Below are 17376 nucleotides of genomic sequence, written 5' to 3'. Positions count from 1 at the left end.
CGATCTGCCGCTCCACTTGACCAACCACACTGTATACAGAACGCCGCCGATCCGTCACCGCGCCGCGTCGGGCAGGATCGCGGTGCTGAAGGCCCCCCAATGCCGTCCCCGCACGACGACCGGGGCGTTCATGATCTTGATGAGCACGCGGCGACCGCCGCCCATGTCGCGCGGCATGGTGTTGATCGACAGGCGCGGGGAGCGGGCGGCCTTCAGCGCGGAGCGGAACTGATACAGACGCCGCCCCCGGCAATGCGCCATGTTCCAAACCGGATCGGGGCCTTGCGGCTGGTTGTACTGCCGGTTGTGCGTGGGCAGATAGCCGTTGCGGTCGCACAGCGTGGCGAAGGTGATGCGCGGGCTGAGGTCAAGCAGCGGTTCCTGCACCGGCGGCAACAGCCGGTCCGTCAGTGCCGTGAAGCGGGTGAGGAATTGCGGCGGGTTGGTGCCGGGAATGGGCTGATAGGTTTCGTCGAACAGCGCGTCCAGGCTGATGTCGCCGCGTTGCAGCGCCTCTTCGAACAGGGCGGCCACCCGGGCCGCCGCGTCGGCGGTGGCGCGCAGGAACGGGGTTTCGTCGGTCGGGATCGGGCTGGTGCCGACATAATCGATCAGCCCCTCGCTGGTTTCCAGCAACGCGGTCAGCCGCTGGTTGGCCAGCTCCAGATGACGGGCCGACCCCGCCACCGCCGGTTCCAGATCGTCCAACTCCCGTTCCACCGCGCCGCAGCGCTCCCGGTTGCCCTGCACCCGGTCGGCGATGTCGCGGGTGGCGGCGTGAACCTGGGCAAAGATCCCCTCCATCCGCCCGACGACCGTCTCGATCAGGCCGGTGCCCGCGCGGGCCTGGGTGGCGCTGGCGGTCGCCGTGGCGCTGTCGCGGATCAAACCGGCCACCTGGCTGGTCAGGGCCTGCACGGTGTCGCCAATCTGCACCGTCGCGGTTTGGGTTTGCCGGGCCAACTCCTTCACCTCCGTCGCCACGACGGCGAAGCCGCGCCCGGCCTCGCCCGCGCGGGCGGCCTCGATGGTGGCGTTCAGCGCCAGCAGGTTGGTTTGCTTGGCAATGGCCTGGATCGCCCGCGACACCGTCGCCACCTGCGTCAGGGAGGCGTTGACCAAGGCCAACTGGCGTTCCATCCGCGCCACCCCGTCGATCAGACCAGCGATTTCCCGCACGGCGTTGGCGACGGCCGCGTGGGATTCATCCGCCTCCGTCGCCGCAGCGGCGGCGAGCGCGCTGGCCTGCCCGGCGTTGCGGTCGATGTCGGCGTTGGCCGCGCTCATGGCGTCGACCGCACCGCGCAAGGTGCGGAACTGTTCCCCCTGGCGCAGGACGATGGCGGACACGTCCTGCACGTTGGCGGTGATGTCCGCCAGCTCAAGACCGACGCCGCCGATCCGGCGATCAATCTCTTGAACGACGGCCACGGCGGCCTCGGCCAATGCGGGGGAAGAAGGCGTCATGATGCGTGCAATCCACAAAGGTTGAAGGAATGGGCCTGGAGGCGCTTCCCCCAGGCCCGGCGTCATCCGCCGACCACCGTGTCGCGCAGCGCGTCGGCAAAGGGACCGGCCATGCCGGACACCGCCGTGTTGGTCACGGCGACCAGGGTGATCCGGCGCACCGGATCGACCCAGAAATGCGACCCGAACACGCCGAACCAGCCCCAGCTTCCCGGCGCGCAGGGGCTGCCCGCCGCCGCCGGATCGGTCAGCACGCCAAAGCCAAGGCCAAAGCCCCAGCCGGGACTGGGAATGAACACCGGTGCCCCACCGGTGGCCGAAACGGTCATCCGCGCGCAGGATTCCGGCGACAGCACGGCACCACCGCCGGTGCGGATCGTTTCCAGGAAGGTCAGGTAATCGGGCGCGGTTCCCGTCATGCCGCTGCCGCCCGATGGGAACCGATCCTGGGAAAAGGCGCGCGAGGGCCGGTAGAACAGGCGGGCCGGGCCAAAGGCCGCGCTGTCGGGATCCGCCATCCGCCGCGCGCCGGTTTCACCATCGATGTAGGCGGGAGCCAGCGCGCCCGGATCACTCGCACCAAAGCGCGTGCGCATCATGCCCAGCGGTTCCGTCACCCGGCGGGCCACCGATTCGGCCAGATCGCCGCCGTCGGCCTTGGCGATGACCGCCCCCAGCACGTCGGTCGCCACCGAATAGCACCAGCCCATGCCCGGTTCGAACAGCAGGGGCGCGGCGGCAATGCGGGCCAGATTGTCATCCAGCGACCGCCCCTCGATGTCCAACCCATCCGAAATGTCGGCCTGATGATAAGGGCCATCGGGCGGTTGCAGAAAGCGATAGCCCAGCCCGGCGGTGTGGCTCAACAGATGATGGAGCCGGATAACCGGGCGGCGGCCATCGGGCAGAGCGGGTTGAAAGTCCGGCAGCCAATCGGCAACCGGCGCATCGAGCGCCAGCACGCCGCGTTCCACCAGCGCCAGCGCCGTCGCCGACACCAGCGGCTTGGTGAGGGAGGCCAGGCGGACCGGCAGACTGTCGCTCATGGCCACGCCCGCCTCGCGGTCGGCATGGCCAAAGGCACGGTGGTAGACCGTCTCGCCGTCTTGGGCGACCATCAGGGTTCCACCGGCGATCCGCCCGGAAACCACCACCCCATCAAGGATCTGGTCAAGCGCGCGGGAAAGGGGGGAGCCGTTTGTGGTTTGGTTCGTCATGATCGTTGACTCATCGTCATGAGGGATGGGAAGGGAACAAGCGGAGAATAAGCAAAACGAATCAAATGGTTACGATTGACGACGAGGCGACCTCCAACGCGCTGTTTGGTATTATATATAACTGTTTGTTTGTTTATCAATTAGGTTTTATCATCGTTTCTGAATAAACAAACTGCGCTCTGGTGAATGGAGGGCAGCGGACACGGCAGGGGGAAGGCATGACCAACAGCGTCCACCGCATCTCGTTGGCCGAGGCGTCGCGCCAGTCCGGCAAGGTGATGCAGCGCGGCAGCAGCGACGATTTGCCGAAAACGGCCAGCCCGACCTTGCAGGATCTGGCCGAATGCCTGTTCTTCACCTTGGGAGACGGGCGCATCTGGCTGAACGACCGCCGGATGCTGCTGATCGATCTGGCCAGCGTCGGCCATCTGCGCCGGGAGTTGATCGACGCGCTGGGGATCGAGCGCGCCCGCGCGCTCTTCACCCGCATCGGCTACGCCCAGGGTGCCCGCGACGCCGATCTGGTCCGGCAACGCTGGCCGAACGAGGATCTGGCGAGCGCCTTCGCCACCGGCCCGCGCATGCACATGCTGGAAGGCTTCGTGAAGGTCACGACCCGCCGGTTCGAGTTCGATCAGGAACGCGGCCATTATCTGGGCGAGTTCCTGTGGCACGATTCCGCCGAGGCGAGCGAGCATCTCGCCGCCTATGGCGTGGCGTCCGATCCGGTGTGCTGGATGCAGACGGGCTACGCCACCGGCTACACCAGCCGCCTTTTGGGCAAGACCGTGCTGTTCCGCGAAACCGAATGCCGGGGCATGGGGGCGGCGCAATGCCGTTGCGTGGCGAAATCCGCCGAAGCATGGGGGGATGAGGCCTCCGACCTTGCCGCGCTGGGGGTGGAATGGACCGCCCCCCGCCCGCCCGCCGAGGAGAGGCACCCGCCCGCCCCATCCCCCCCGGCCCCGGCCAGCGCCGCCGCCGCGCCGGGGCACGGCCCGGTCATCGGCCTGTCGTCCAGCTTCATCGCCGCCCGCCATTTGCTGGAACGGGTGGCGACGACGCGGGCCACCGTGCTGTTCGTCGGCGAATCCGGCGTCGGCAAGGAGCTGTTCGCCCGCTCCCTGCACGACCTCAGCCCACGGCGCAATGGCCCCTTCATCGCCGTCAACTGCGCCGCCATTCCCGACACGCTGGTCGAATCCGAATTGTTCGGGGTGGACAAGGGGGCCTTCACCGGGGCCGTCGCCTCGCGCCCGGGCCGATTCGAGCGGGCCAGCGGCGGCACGCTGTTCCTGGATGAAATCGCCTCCCTCTCCCTGGTTGCCCAAGGCAAGCTGCTGCGCGTCCTGCAACAGCGCGAGGTGGAACGGGTGGGCGGGACCCGCAACATCCCGGTGGACGCGCGCGTCGTCGCCGCCACCAACGTCGATCTGCGCGACGAGGTGAAGGCCGGGCGATTCCGCGAGGATCTGTTCTTCCGCCTGAACGTCTTTCCGGTGACGCTGCCGCCGCTGCGCGAACGGCGCGACGACATCCCGCTGCTGATGGACCATTTCCTGGCCTTCTACAGCCGCGAGCATGGCCGTTCCCCGCGCGGCTTCACCCGGCGGGCGACCGAGGCGTTGTTGAACTACCGCTACCCCGGCAACATCCGCGAGATGCAGAATCTGATCGAACGCGGCGTCGTCCACGCGCCGGATGATGGGCTGATCGACATCATCCACATGTTCCGCGACGGCGAAACGATGGCGCAAACCGCCTTCACCCTGCTGGCCGACGGTCGCCTGTCCAGCGCACCACCACCCGCCCAACCGTCCACCCCGCAACCGTCCGCCCCATTGCCCACCCGATTGTCCACCTCCCCGCCCCCCGAAGGCGTGGCCCCAACTGGCCAGGGGGTGGGCGGCCCGGGGATGGACGGCCCGGCCACCCGAACCGGCGACCCGGTGGACGCGCTGGTGGACAGCGGATCTTCTCTGCCAGAACTGGAAGGCCGTCTGCTCGCCACCGCGCTCCAGCGGCACAAGGGCAACGTCGCCGCCACCGCCCGCGCCCTGGGGCTGACCCGCCCGACGCTGGAATACCGCCTGCGCAAACTCGGCCTGTATGGAACGGGGGCCAAGGAGACGCGCGGCAGCGGGGGGTGATCCGCCCGCGCCGCGCGTCCGCATCACAGCGTCGCCATCACCGGCTTGGACGCCGTGTCCGCCACCGGCCGGGCCGATTTGGGCAGCAGCACGCAGGCCAGCGCGGGCAGCAGAACCAGCGCGCCCAGCATGTTCCACAGGAACATGAAGGCCAGCAGGATGCCCATGTCGGCCTGGAACTTGATCGGCGACCACACCCAGGTGGCGACCGCCACCGCCAGCGTCACGCCGGTCAGCATCACCACCCGCCCGGTGAACAGCAGCGCCCGGTAATAGGCGTCCGACAGGCTGGCCCCCCGGCGCAGATGGGACAGCATCACGCTCAAGACATACAGCGCGTAATCGACACCGATGCCCACGCCCAGCGCGATGACCGGCAGCGTGGCCACCTTCACCCCCATGCCCAGCCAGACCATCAGCGCTTCGCACAGGATCGAGGTCAGCATCAGCGGCAGCACCGCCACCAGCACCGCCCGCCAGGAGCGGAAGGTGATCCAGCACAGCACCACCACCGCGCCATAGACCCACAGCAGCATGTCGCGCATCGCCTTGTGCACGACGATGTTGGTGGCGGCCTCGATCCCGGCGTTGCCGGCGGCCAGCACAAAGCGGACGTTCGGGCCGTTGGCCTGGGCGGCGAACGCCTCCACCGCCGACACGACGCGGGCCAGCGTGTCGGCCTTGTGGTCCTGGAGATAGACGTAGAGCGACAGCAGCGAACAGCCCTTGTTGAACAGCTCGCGCGGGGCGTGGTTCTGCACCGATCCCAGCGCGCTGTCGTTGGCGATCAGCTCATACCATTTGACGTTGCCCTCGTTGAAGCCGACCCCGGCCAGCTTGCTGAGTCCGGCCATCGAATGGGTGGCTTCCACACCGGGAAGCTGTTCCAGCGACCAGGCGAGCCGGTCCACCGCCGACAGGGTGGCGTAGCTGGTGCAGCGGTCGTTCGGCGTTTCCACCATCACCACGAAGATGTCCGAACTGGCCGCGTAGTTGGCCACCATGAAGGCGCTGTCGCGGTTGTAGCGGGAGTCGGCCCGCAGTTCCGGCGCGCCGGGGTCGAGGTCGCCCACCTTCAAATCCAGGCTGACGACGTAGCCACCCACCGCCAGCCCCGCCGACAGGACGATGGCCGCCGCCGCCCAGCCGCGCCGGGTGAACAGGTCCAAGGCCCGCCACAACCAATGACGCTCCGGCCCGTCCTGCTGGTCCTTTTTCAGACTGAGCGCGGCGGCGTGGGCGCTGACGCCGACATAGGACAGCAGGATCGGCAGCAGGATCAGGTTGGTGAAGATCAGCACGGCCACGCCGATGCTGGCGATCACCGCCAAATCCTGGATCGCCTGGATGGGGATGATGATGAGAACGGCAAACCCCACCGCGTCGCACAGCAGCGCCGTCAACCCGGCCAGGAACAGGCGACGGAAGGTGTAACGGGCGGCGACCACCTTGTGCGTGCCGCGCCCGATGTCCTGCATGATGCCGTTCATCTTTTGCGCGCCATGGCTCATGCCGATGGCGAAGACCAGGAACGGGACCAGGATCGAATAGGGATCCAGCTCGTACCCGCTCAACGCCAGCAACCCGCACTGCCACAGCACCGCCACCAGCGAGCACGCCACCACCAACAGGGTGGAGCGCACGCAGCGGGTGTAGCCGAACACCACCGCTCCGGCGATGGCCACCGCCAGCAGGAAGAACAGCATCACCTGTTCCAGCCCTTCGATCAGATCGCCCACCACCTTGGCAAAGCCGGTGATGTGGATGCGGACGCGGTCGGTCTGGTAGCGCTGGCGGATGTCCTCCAAACGGTCGGACAGGGCGCGGTAATCCAGCGGCTTGCCGGTCTGCGGATCGGCCTCGAGCAGCGGGACGAACAGCACGCTGGAACGGAAATTCGTGGCGACGAGCTGCCCGACCTCGCCCGACCGTTCGACGTTGGCGCGCAGCACCTCCAGGCTTCGCGGCGAACCGTCATAGCCATCGGGAACCACGGTTCCGCCGTCGATGCCGTCTTCGGTCACGGCGGTCCAGCGCGTGGTCGGCGTCCACAGCGACTTCATGAAGGGGCGGTCCACGCCGGGCAGCAGATAGACCTCGTCGTTGATCCGCCGCAGCGTGTCCTGATACCCGGCGTCGAAAATGCTGTCGCCGGTGGTTTCCACCGCGATGCGCACGGCGTTGCCCAACCCGCCCAGATCGGCCCGATGCTCCAGATAGGCTTGGATGAAGGGGTGACGGGACGGGATGGTCTTTTCAAAGCTGGCGTTCAGATCCAGCCGCAGCGCGGCCACCGACAGAATGACCGTGGCGATCAGGCACAGCAGCACGATCAGCGGGCGGTGGTTGAACAGCGCGCGTTCCAGCCGGTCGCCCGACGCCGGATCGAAATCCGCCAGCCGGGCCACCACCGGCTGATGGTCCATGACATCATCCGCTTTCATCGCACGGATCCTTGTGCCGGGGGTTGGGAGGAGGCCGGGGATTGAGAGGGGGCGGGCCGGGAGGGCGCAGACGGATCCAGCGTCATCACCCCGCGCAGGCTGGCCAGCGCCAGACGCCCGCCGCCGCCGTCGGCCAGGGCGGTCAAGGGGGCCTTGCGGGCGGGGGCGGGCTGCACGGTGGCCCCGCCGTCACGGCTGGTCAGCAGGTCGCCGGTCTGGCTGGCCAGCACCACCCGGTTCCCCTCCAACGCCAGCGCCGCGCCGATGCCGCTGGCGACCCCGGTGTCGATGGCGGTCCAGCTTTCGCCCCGGTCGGTGGAGCGGTAGAGGCTGCCGCGCAGGCCATAGGCCAACAGGCCGCCGTCCGCCGTGGTCAGCGCGCCGAACCAACTGCCCTTGTAGGGAGAGGGCAAGGCGGTGAACCGCTCCCCCCCATCGGTGGAGCGCAGCAGCACCCCCTGCTCCCCCACGATGTAAAGGTCGCCCGCCGCCGGTCCCTGCCCTTTGGCGATTCCGTAAAGATGCAGCCCCTTGGGGTTGTCGAGCCGGTGCATCCACGGCGTCCAGCTTCGTCCGCCATCCTGGGTGCGGAAGGCGAGATTGTAGGCTCCGACGATGATCCCCTCGCGCTCGTTGGCGAAAAAGAGGTCGAGGAAGGGCTTGTCCGGCCCCTCCTCGACCAGTCGCAGGGAGGTCTCGCGCAGGCCCTCCGCGTCGGGCGCGCCCAGACGGACCAGATCGGCGGCGGTTTGCGCAACCAGCCGCGCCGCCGCCACCCCGTCCAACTGCTTCGTCCAGCTTTCCCCGCCGTCGTCGGTGCGCAGCACCACGCCGAAATGACCGACGGCCCAGCCCGTCCGCTCCGTCACGAAGCGGACGGCGGTCAGGCTGACGCTGACCGGAACGCGGGCCTGCCGCCAGCGTTCGCCCCGGTCATCCGACAGCAGGATGATGCCGCGTTCGCCGACGGCGACCAGCCGCTGACCGGCGCGGGCCAAGCCCAGCATGGCCGCCCCCGCCGCCTTGGGCGTGGTCAGCGCCGGTTGCGTCAGCACCGGAAACGCGCCAGCCTCGGTTTTGGCGGTCTCGGCTTTCGCGGTTTCGGCGCGGACGGTTCCAGTCATCGGCACCGCCAGCGCAGCCAGCGCCCCGGCGACGGCGACCGCCGCCACCGGGCCACGCCCAAAGGAAATGCGGGTTGTCATGCGCGCTCGTCCTGAACAGATGCGAGGGGGTGGCCGATCACTGGACGCTGCGTCCGGCCAGATCGTCGGGGCTGAAGGCGTCCGCCGGGCGGCGCGGGACCGCCTTGTACTGGGTCGGCAGACCGTTCGACGCCGCGTTCAGATAATAGGACCCGGTGCGCAGGTCATAGCCACCCCACATCACCGTCCCGACCAGGGCGGGCAGATCGGGGGCCAGCAGGGTCAGGGTGTAGTTGTGCCGCCACAACTGCCCCTGCGCGTCCCACCCGTCGAACATCAGGATCTGCCAGCTGTCCTCATCCAGGTAATAGCGGCGCTTGGGCACGACGTGGCGCTTGCCGTCGGACAGGGTCGCGTCCACCACCCACACGCGGTGCAGCTCCCAGCGGACCAGATCGGGATTCAGATGCTGCGGGCCGAGCAGCTTGTCGGGATCGGCGGCCGCCGCACGGTTGTTGTTGTAGGGGACATACATCTCCTTCTTGCCGACCAGCTTGAAATCATGGTGATCGACCGGGCCGAACATCATGAACGCCTCGTCGAAGAAGCCCACGCCCGAGGTGACGAAATCGGGGGTGTCGTAGGCGACCGACGGGGCGCGGCGCACCCGGCGCTGACCGACCAGATACTGCCAGATGGCGCGGGCCTTCTCGGCGCTGGAGGATTCATGCACCAGGATCGCTTCACCGGCGCGCGAGCTGGGGCGGCTCTGGATGAATTTGCCGTATTGGAAAATCCCCTTGTAGCTGTCCAGCGAACCGTCCTTGTAGTTGTAGGGGTATTGCAGATACTCGTCGCCCGCCGACGCCTGGACCTTGTTGCCGTCCGGCGTCACCACCCAGGTGCCCAGCGAATATTCCACGCTCTCGCCCAGCCAGCTCAGGCGGTAGTTCCAGATCGCCTCATAGCCGTTGGTCGGGATGGGAAAGGGAATGCCGCCATAGGCCCCCTCCACCGCGTGGCCGCCGTTGGTCAGCTTGGCGCGGGTCGCGTTCTTGGCGGTGTTGTCATAGACCCATTGCGGGGCCGCCGCGCTGCGCCGGGTGGGGTACACGTCCAGCCGCAGGCCGGGGTGTTTGGCCAGCAGCGCGCGGGTGCCGTCGCTCAATTTTTCCGCGTGTTGGGCGGCGTTCTTGCCGGTGATGGTCAGGGTCGGCTTGTCGTCGGCGAAGGGATCGGGGCGGACGCCACCGGGGGTGTAGCCGGGCAACGGCTTGGTGTACCCCCCCTCCCAGCGGGGAATCGTCCCCTCCTTGTTGCCCGCCCGTTCGGCCCCCATCGGGGTCAGGCTGGTGCTCAGCTTCGCCGCCTCCTCGGCGGTGACAAGGGCGAAGGCGGTCCCGCTGTGAGCGCACAGCAGCGCACCGGCGGCGGCCAGAATCATGGTCACTTTCATGGAACACACTCCTGGAAATTCGGTGTTCAGAAGGAACGCTTCACGTAGGCGCCGATGAAATCGCGCCCCGCCATCGTCTGTTTGAAGGTCAGCTTCTGAACCGGTGTGGCGGTTGGGTCGGCGGCGGTCAGCAGCACACCCGCCGGACCGAAATAGTGGGTGGCGTTGATGCCGAAATTCCACGTCGATTGGTACGTGAAGTCAGCCCCGATGCTGATGTCGCCCCCGCGCGACGCCCCGCCGTTGAAATTGCCGACGGCGGACGAGCGGCCATAGGGGTTGAAACCGATGCCGATCGGGATGTTCACGTCCAGCCCGTTGGCGATCTGGAAATAGGTCGGGGTGAAGACGGCGCGGACGCCCAGCGCCGATTTGGTGCTGTTGGGATCGAGCGCCAGCGGGTTCTTGTCGATGCCGACCCGCGTGTTCCAGGCGATTTCAGCGGCGATCGACGCCCCGTCCCACAAGCTGTTCGGGGTGAAGGCGTAGATGGCCGACGCCTGCGCGTGCAGCGTCCGCCCCACGGCGTAGAGCGGGTGGGCCTTGTTGTCGGCCAGCACGCCCGGCAGCGCGGTTTGTGGATCGCTGACCAGCGGCGCGTTCCAGCGGTAGGACACCTCGCCCGCCACGTTGGCGCGTCCCACCACCGTGCTGACGCTGGCCCCGACCGTGCGGACGTTTTCGGCATAGACGTGGCGCAGTTCGCCGATGTTGCCGGATTGAAGCTGCCCCAGCGTCGGCCGGGCGTTGGGCACGAAATAGAGCTGCGGCGTCTTGTCGTGATACTGGGCGAAGTAAAACCCCAGCTCATAATCGGTGTCGTCCGGGGTGTAACGCACCTGCGCGCCGAACTGGCCGCTGTCGCGCGCCTTGATGTCCTGGCCGCGCCAGAAGGCCGCCGGACCACCGCCGGGCAGCACCGGGCCGCCAACGACGATGCGCTCCGCCCCATCCCCGACGAAATCCGCCGAGCTGAGGGCGCTGCCCGCCGCCGGCAGGCGCGTTTTGCGCCATTGCAGTTGGTAATAGCCGCCCACGGACAGGTTTTCGCGTAGCTGGACATTGCCCGACGCCTGCCAGACCGGCAGCAGAACCTCCTTGAACGGGGTGCTGGGGACGCTCAACAGCTTGATGAGGTCGATGGGCTGCTGGGCGGCGGCGACACCGTTGGCCCCGAAGAACAGACTCTCGCCATAGATCAGCGAATGCCGCCCCAACCGCCCGGACACGCGGGTGTCGCCGACCGTGCCGTTGCCATAGGCAAAGGCGTCCATCAGTTCGACGTTGCGGCCATGCACGGTGCGGGTCGCCCCGGTGAACCGGCTGTTGGACACGCTGGTCGAATTGGCGGTGGCCGGGGAATTGTTGTCGTTGTCACGCAGATAGAGCGTGTCGAACCACGCCGCCCCGCTGGCGCGGAACCCATAATCGCGGGTGCCCACCGTCAGTTCCGACAGGATGTCGGCGCGGTTGGAGGTGAAGCCCGCCTGGAAATTCCGGTTGCCGTCGTCCAGGTTGGTGTCGGTCAGCATCGACGATTTCGGATCGGTCAACCGATAGGACGTGCTGTATTTGACCGTGTTGTCCCAGGTGATCTTGAAATCGCTGTCGTCGAAGGTGAAGCTTTCGGCCTGCGCGGGCAGCACGGGGCCAACGGCGACGGCGACCAACGCCGTACCGGCCAGAAAATACCGTTTCATGCGGTGCGTTTCCCTGTGTGTGGGTTTTCGGATGCGGACGGCCCTTGGGGTGGCGTCCTTTCTTGTTCGTTGGTCTCCAAAAAACGCGGATGTTGCGGTCAGGCGGACGGGGGGGCGGCCTCCATCATCAGGACCGGCTTGATCGTGCGACCGGCCTCCATGTCATGGATCGCCTCGTCGATGGCGGAGAAGGGGTAGGCGCGGATCATCCGGTCGAAGGGAAAGCGCCCCTGCCGGTTCAACGCGATCAGGGTGGGGATGAAGGTGTCGGAATTGGCGTCGCCCTCGACGATGCCGATCAGACGCCGCCCGCCGCTCATGAAATGCACCTGATCCAGGGTGATTTCGCTGCCCATCGGCGACGCGCCCAGCACGCCGCAGCGCCCGCGCGGGGCCAGGCACGCCATCGCGTCGCGGATGACCGCCGCCCGCCCGGTGGTGTCCAACGCGTGATTCAGCCCGCTGCCGGTCAGGGCCAGGATCGGATCGACGACGCTGCCCGCCTGTGGGTTGAAACAATGGGTGGCCCCCACCTCGCGCGCGAAATCCAGACGGGCGTCGTTGATGTCCACCGCGATGATGGTGGTGGCCCCGACCACGCGGGCGGCCATCACCGCCGACAGCCCGACCGATCCCGCGCCGAACACGGCGATGGATTGACCCGCCGTGACCTCCAGCGCGTTCATCACCGCCCCGGCCCCCGTCTGCACGCCGCAGGCCAGCGGCCCCAGCAACGCCAGCGGCGCGTCGGCGGGGACCTTCACGACGTTCTGCTCCCGGCACAGCGCGTGGCTGGCGAAGGAGGATTGGCCGAAAAAGTGGCTGTGGATCCGCTCCCCCTCCCGCGACAGCGCGGTCGTGCCGTCCGGGCGGGCGGCGAAGAAGTTGCGGGGAAAGAACTCGTGGCAATAGCTGTGGGCGTGGTCGGCGCAGCTTGGGCAGGTGCCGCAGGAATTGAAGGTCATCACCACCGGATCGCCCGGCTTGACCTTGGTGACGGACCGTCCGACCCGTTCGACCACGCCCGCCCCTTCATGCCCCAGCACCACCGGCAGCGGTGTGGGCAGCATGCCGTCGCGCACGACAAGATCGGTGTGGCACACCCCGGTCGCCACGACGCGGACCAGCACCTCGTCGTCGCGCGGGTCTTCCAACTCCAGGGTTTCGATGGACAGCGGCCCCTTGGGCACGCGGGCAACGGCGGCGTGAATGCGCATGCCGGGTCCTCCTCAGAACGGGTAGGCGGGCGGGGTGGGCTTGACCGTGGTCCAGCGCCATTGCGTGAACTGCTCCCAGTCGGCGGGGCCGCCCACCGCGCCGCCATTGCCCGACGCCCCGCGTCCGGCAAACGGGTTCACGCACTCGTCGGCCACGGTCTGGTCGTTGACATGGACCATGCCGGTGTTCAGCCGGTCCGCAATCGCCATGGCGCGGGCCAGGTTGGGGGAGATCACGGCACCCGACAGGCCGTAGTCGGTGCGGTTGGCCAGCGCCACCGCCTCGTCGTCGTTGGCAAAGGTGGCGATGGTGGCGACCGGGCCGAACACCTCCTCCTCAAAGGCGCGCATGCCGGGGCGCACGCCCGACAGCACGGTCGGGCGGTAGAACAGCCCTTCGAAGGTTCCGCCCGATTCCAGGCGGGCACCCGCCGCCACGGTGTCCTGCACGATGGCGTGAACGCGGTCACGCTGGGTCTCGTCGATCAGCGGGCCGAGCGCCACGGTCCCGGTCGCCGGATCGCCGACCGGCAGGCGGCTGGCCTTTTCCACCAGGCGCGCGACCAGCGCCGGGGCGATGCGCTCCTGCACCAGGATGCGGCCCGACGCCATGCAGATCTGGCCCTGGTGCAGATAGGCCCCCCAGGCGACGTTGCGCGCGGCCAGATCGAGATCGGCGTCGTCCAGGATGATGAGCGCGCTTTTGCCGCCAAGCTCCAGCGCGGTTTTCTTCAGATGGCGTCCGGCCAATTCGCCGATGCGCCGCCCGACGTTGGTCGATCCGGTGAAACCGATCATGCGGATGTTGGGATCCGTCACCAGCGCCTCGCCCGCGTCGGCCCCGCCGGGCAGGACGTGCAGCACGCCCGGCGGCAAGCCCGCCTCCTCAAAAGCGCGGGCGATGATGAAGCCGCCCGTCACCGGCGTGCGCGGGTCGGGTTTCAGCACCACCGCGTTGCCGACGGCCAGCGCCGGAGCCACCGCGCGCAGCGACAGGATCAGCGGAAAGTTGAAGGGGGAGATGACGCCGACCACCCCGTGCGGAACCCGCCGCGCCAGGCTGAGATGACCGGGGGCGGCGGGCAGAATCTGGCCGGTCGCCTCCAACGGCATCGCCGCCGCGCGGTGCAGGATGGTGATGGCCTCCCGCACCTCGTGCTGGCCCTTGCCCGGGATGGAGCCGGTTTCGCGGACGATGGTCCGGACCAGTTCATCAGCGTTGCGCTCCAGCGCGTCCGCCGCCCGCCGGAACACCGCCGCACGGTCGCGCGCGGGCAGCGCCGCCCAGCCCGGCTGCGCCGCCGCCGCCGCCCGCGCCGCCGCCGCAACATCCTGCGGGTTGGCCATGCCGACGCGGGTCAGGACGCCGCCGGTCGCCGGTTCGCGCACCTCGCGCGCGCCGCCCTGCGGCACCCGCCACGCGCCGTCAAACACACGGTCGGCCCACACCGCCGCGTTTAGAAAGCAGGAATCTCCCTCGCCAACCGTCACAGCATCATCCTCCCTTTCGCGTCGTCGGGCGGGATGGAGGAGCTGTGTGATCCGCACCCCGCCTTTGCCCCTTACAGAGCAAGCGGCGTGCCGAACTGGGGATGGGCGCGATTATCGCGAAGCAAAACAGTTATTGTTTATAATCTTCAAGGGTGCCGCTGGTTCCCATGACGCGGCGCACACAGCGTAAGGGGTGTTTTGAAATCATCTTTTGATGACAATTTCCCCGCTTGCTTTGATGAAATTCATCATATGGTGATGCTGTGATGAAGCGGGGATGAGAACACCCGGTGGCCGTCACCGGAAAACGACGGTTTTTTCATCGTGCAGCATCACCCGCGATTCGATGTGCAGGCGCACCGCGCGGGCCAGCACCACGCTTTCCACGTCGCGGCCAATCGCCACCAGATCGTCCGGTGACATCGCGTGATCGACCCGGGACACCTCCTGCTCGATGATCGGGCCTTCGTCGAGGTCGTCGGTGACGTAGTGGGCCGTCGCCCCGATCAGCTTCACCCCGCGCTTGTGCGCCTGGTGGTAGGGCTTGGCCCCCTTGAAGCTGGGCAGGAAGCTGTGATGGATGTTGATGACCTTCCCCGCCATCCGCTGGCACAGGGCCGGTGACAGCACCTGCATGTAGCGGGCGAGCACCACCAGCTCCACCCCGCCGTCCTCGACGATGCCCATCAGCGCCGCCTCCTGCTCCGCCTTCACCTCGGGGGACATCGGCAGGTGATGGAAAGGCAGGTCGTGGCGCTCCACCAGCTTGCGGAAACTGTCGTGGTTGGACACCACGCCGACGATGTCGGCGGGCAACGCCCCGATGCTGTGGCGGTACAGCAGATCGTTCAGACAATGGCCGATCTTCGACACCATGATGAGGATCTTCGAGCGCCGCCGCACGTCGCGGATGGACAAATCCATGGCGAAGCGCTCGCGGATCGGTTCCATCTCGCGCAACAGGACCGTTTCCCCCTCCAGCCCCGCCCCACCCAGATCAAGGGGGGCGTCGAACGCCATGCGCAGGAAAAAACGCGCGTGCTCGTGATCGACGAACTGCGCGCTTTCGACGATGTCGCACCCCCGGTTCGCCAGCAGCGTGGACAGGGCGGAGATGATGCCGGGACGGCTGGCGCAGCTCACCGTCATGACAAACCGGTTGGAGGTGGGGCGCATGGCGGGTTCTCGCATCAGGGAAGGAGAAGGAGGAGGGCGGTGACGGTCAGCGGTAGATGGGGAAGCGCTGGCACAGGTCGCGGACCTCGGCGAGCACCGTTTCCTCGACCGCCGGGTTGCCGGTCCCGTCGGTTCCGGCCAAGGCGTCGATCACCGTCAGGATCAGCTCGCCGATGCGTTGGAACTCGGCACCGCCAAAACCGCGCGTGGTTCCCGCCGCCGTGCCCAGACGCACACCGGAGGTGACGGCGGGCTTTTCCGGGTCGAAGGGGATGGCGTTCTTGTTGCAGGTCAACCCGGCCCGCTCCAGCGCGCGTTCGGCGTCGCGCCCGGTCACGCCCTTGGGCCGCAGATCGACGAGCACCATGTGGCAGTCGGTGCCGCCGGACACGATGTCCAGCCCGCCCTTGGCCAGCGTGTCGCACAGGATCCGGGCGTTGGCGACCACCTGCCCGGCGTAGGTCTTGAACTCCGGCCGCAGGGCTTCGCCAAAGGCCACCGCCTTGGCGGCGATCACATGCATCAGCGGCCCGCCCTGGTTGCCGGGGAACACCGCCGAATTGAACTTCTTCGCCAGCGCCTCGTCGTTGGTCAGGATCATGCCGCCGCGCGGGCCGCGCAGGGTCTTGTGGGTGGTGGTGGTCACGACATGCGCGTGCGGCAGCGGATCGGGGTAATGGCCGGTGGCGATCAGCCCGGCGTAATGGGCCATGTCCACCATCAGATAGGCCCCGATCTCGTCGGCGATGCGGCGGAAGGCGGCGAAATCGATGGCGCGCGGGTAGGCCGACGCACCGGCGACGATCAGCTTGGGCCGGGTCTCCAGCGCCTTGGCCCGCAGCGCCTCGTAATCGATGCGCTGGTCCTGCGCGCTGACCTCGTAGCTGACCACATCGAACCATTTGCCCGACATGGTGACGGGGGAACCGTGGGTCAGATGGCCGCCATGGGCCAGCGACATGCCCATCACCCGGTCGCCCGGCTGAAGCAGCGCCAGGAACACCGCCTGGTTGGCCTGCGCGCCCGAATGCGGCTGCACGTTGGCGAAGGCGGCCCCGAACAGTTGCTTGGCCCGCTCGATGGCCACGCTTTCGACCTCGTCTACAAAATGGCAACCGCCGTAATAGCGGCGACCGGGATAACCCTCGGCGTATTTGTTGGTCAGAACCGAACCTTGGGCGAGCAGCACATCGACCGACACGATGTTTTCCGACGCGATCAGCTCGATCTCGTTCTGTTGGCGGTGGAGTTCGCGGGCGATCGCCGCCGCGACGACGGCATCACCAAGGGTGGCCTGCAAAGCGGGCGTGGGCAGAGTCATGCGGAATCCTCGCGGGTTGGATGGCGTCCGGCACAGGCCGGTGGGGTCACAGATCCAGATCGATTTCGCGGCTGGCCGCGCGCAGCAGACCCCAGACGTGATCGGCGAAGGAACGCCAGACCTCGATGCGGAAACGGTCGGCGGCCTCGCGGATCAGCAGGATTTGCGCCTTGTCGAACAGGGTGCGGCAGCCGGTTCCCACCGCCATCGCCTCCAGATCAAAGGCGATGGCCGAGCGCAGGGCAAGCGTGGCCGCCGCCCCCTCCACCACAATCCCGACCTCGCGGTGGCTGATGTCCACCAGGCTGTGCGGGACCGGCAGGGCGGCAAAGGCGGCGGACAGGGCGTCGACGTCCCCCGGCGGGGCGAGGATCTGCCACTCGTCGGGGCCAAGTTGCAGGGCGGTGCGCCCGTTGCTTTGGCTCATCGCGCCGATGCGGGCGGGCAACGGCCCGCCGAAGGCGGCGGCGGCCTGGCCGGTGTCGGCGGGGGCCAGACGCAGGCTGAAGCGGGCGACCTCGTCCGCGAGACGGACGGAGAGCGCGCCGTTGCGCACCAGAAGGGAAGCGGGGGCGTGCGGCACCATGGGCCT

General features: G+C 67.9%; 12 protein-coding genes. 1 reads left to right on the top strand and 11 read right to left on the bottom strand.

What is annotated here, in order from left to right; all coding sequences use genetic code 11:
* Positions 1-54: 54 nt before the first annotated feature.
* Both EJ903_RS05570 and EJ903_RS05565 read right to left on the bottom strand, forming a co-directional pair.
* Positions 55-1467, bottom strand: coding sequence for a methyl-accepting chemotaxis protein (locus EJ903_RS05570; RefSeq protein ID WP_126612921.1), 1413 nt, complete (start codon positions 1465-1467; stop codon positions 55-57).
* A 62-nt stretch (positions 1468-1529) separates the two neighbouring features.
* Entirely contained in the window at positions 1530-2684 is a 1155-nt protein-coding gene (locus EJ903_RS05565; protein WP_126612919.1) for a serine hydrolase domain-containing protein, read from the bottom strand.
* 218 nt (positions 2685-2902) lie between these two features.
* On the opposite strand from EJ903_RS05565, the gene EJ903_RS05560 reads away from it, so the two are divergent.
* Positions 2903-4834, top strand: coding sequence for a sigma-54-dependent Fis family transcriptional regulator (locus tag EJ903_RS05560; RefSeq protein ID WP_126612917.1), 1932 nt, complete (start codon positions 2903-2905; stop codon positions 4832-4834).
* Positions 4835-4857: 23 nt separating this feature from the next.
* On the opposite strand, the gene EJ903_RS05555 is transcribed toward EJ903_RS05560, so the two are convergent.
* From EJ903_RS05555 to EJ903_RS05515, 9 genes are all read right to left on the bottom strand, one after another.
* Positions 4858-7278, bottom strand: coding sequence for an efflux RND transporter permease subunit (locus tag EJ903_RS05555; RefSeq protein WP_126612915.1), 2421 nt, complete (start codon positions 7276-7278; stop codon positions 4858-4860).
* Complete coding sequence (locus tag EJ903_RS05550; protein ID WP_246015209.1) at positions 7275-8483, bottom strand: WD40/YVTN/BNR-like repeat-containing protein; 1209 nt, start codon at positions 8481-8483, stop codon at positions 7275-7277. The genes EJ903_RS05555 and EJ903_RS05550 overlap by 4 nt, the downstream gene beginning before the upstream one ends.
* Before the next feature lie 37 nt (positions 8484-8520).
* The gene (locus EJ903_RS05545) at positions 8521-9879 is read right to left on the bottom strand and encodes a DUF1329 domain-containing protein (protein ID WP_126612913.1); all 1359 of its coding nucleotides are present in this window, start codon (positions 9877-9879) and stop codon (positions 8521-8523) included.
* A gap of 26 nt (positions 9880-9905) precedes the next feature.
* Positions 9906-11579, bottom strand: a complete 1674-nt coding sequence (locus tag EJ903_RS05540) for a DUF1302 domain-containing protein (protein ID WP_126612912.1) — start codon at positions 11577-11579, stop codon at positions 9906-9908.
* A 98-nt stretch (positions 11580-11677) separates the two neighbouring features.
* Entirely contained in the window at positions 11678-12796 is a 1119-nt protein-coding gene (locus EJ903_RS05535) for an NAD(P)-dependent alcohol dehydrogenase (protein WP_126612911.1), read from the bottom strand.
* Positions 12797-12808: 12 nt separating this feature from the next.
* Positions 12809-14287 (bottom strand): benzaldehyde dehydrogenase, encoded by a 1479-nt coding sequence (locus tag EJ903_RS05530; RefSeq protein WP_126612910.1) that lies wholly within the window; start codon positions 14285-14287, stop codon positions 12809-12811.
* A gap of 297 nt (positions 14288-14584) precedes the next feature.
* A complete protein-coding gene (gene purU / locus EJ903_RS05525; protein WP_174237250.1) occupies positions 14585-15463 on the bottom strand; it encodes a formyltetrahydrofolate deformylase in 879 nt (292 codons plus the stop codon).
* Positions 15464-15509: 46 nt separating this feature from the next.
* A complete protein-coding gene (glyA, locus tag EJ903_RS05520) occupies positions 15510-16784 on the bottom strand; it encodes a serine hydroxymethyltransferase (protein WP_126612909.1) in 1275 nt (424 codons plus the stop codon).
* A gap of 46 nt (positions 16785-16830) precedes the next feature.
* On the bottom strand, positions 16831-17370 hold the full coding sequence (locus tag EJ903_RS05515) for a sarcosine oxidase subunit gamma (RefSeq protein ID WP_126612908.1): 540 nt from the start codon (positions 17368-17370) through the stop codon (positions 16831-16833).
* Positions 17371-17376: the final 6 nt, after the last annotated feature.

Source organism: Azospirillum griseum, from assembly GCF_003966125.1.
In the GTDB taxonomy this organism is placed as follows: Bacteria; Pseudomonadota; Alphaproteobacteria; order Azospirillales; family Azospirillaceae; genus Azospirillum; species Azospirillum griseum.
This window is presented reverse-complemented; position numbering and strand designations above follow the sequence as displayed.

Excerpts from the sequence above, each read along its gene's own strand:
- EJ903_RS05560 (WP_126612917.1), top strand. The coding sequence starts at position 2,903 with ATGACCAACAGCGTCCACCGCATCTCGTTGGCCGAGGCGTCGCGCCAG.
- EJ903_RS05555 (WP_126612915.1), bottom strand. The coding sequence starts at position 7,278 with ATGAAAGCGGATGATGTCATGGACCATCAGCCGGTGGTGGCCCGGCTG.
- EJ903_RS05570 (WP_126612921.1), bottom strand. The coding sequence starts at position 1,467 with ATGACGCCTTCTTCCCCCGCATTGGCCGAGGCCGCCGTGGCCGTCGTT.
- EJ903_RS05545 (WP_126612913.1), bottom strand. The coding sequence starts at position 9,879 with ATGAAAGTGACCATGATTCTGGCCGCCGCCGGTGCGCTGCTGTGCGCT.
- glyA (WP_126612909.1), bottom strand. The coding sequence starts at position 16,784 with ATGACTCTGCCCACGCCCGCTTTGCAGGCCACCCTTGGTGATGCCGTC.
- EJ903_RS05565 (WP_126612919.1), bottom strand. The coding sequence starts at position 2,684 with ATGACGAACCAAACCACAAACGGCTCCCCCCTTTCCCGCGCGCTTGAC.
- EJ903_RS05540 (WP_126612912.1), bottom strand. The coding sequence starts at position 11,579 with ATGAAACGGTATTTTCTGGCCGGTACGGCGTTGGTCGCCGTCGCCGTT.
- purU (WP_174237250.1), bottom strand. The coding sequence starts at position 15,463 with ATGCGCCCCACCTCCAACCGGTTTGTCATGACGGTGAGCTGCGCCAGC.
- EJ903_RS05515 (WP_126612908.1), bottom strand. The coding sequence starts at position 17,370 with ATGGTGCCGCACGCCCCCGCTTCCCTTCTGGTGCGCAACGGCGCGCTC.
- EJ903_RS05535 (WP_126612911.1), bottom strand. The coding sequence starts at position 12,796 with ATGCGCATTCACGCCGCCGTTGCCCGCGTGCCCAAGGGGCCGCTGTCC.
- EJ903_RS05550 (WP_246015209.1), bottom strand. The coding sequence starts at position 8,483 with ATGACAACCCGCATTTCCTTTGGGCGTGGCCCGGTGGCGGCGGTCGCC.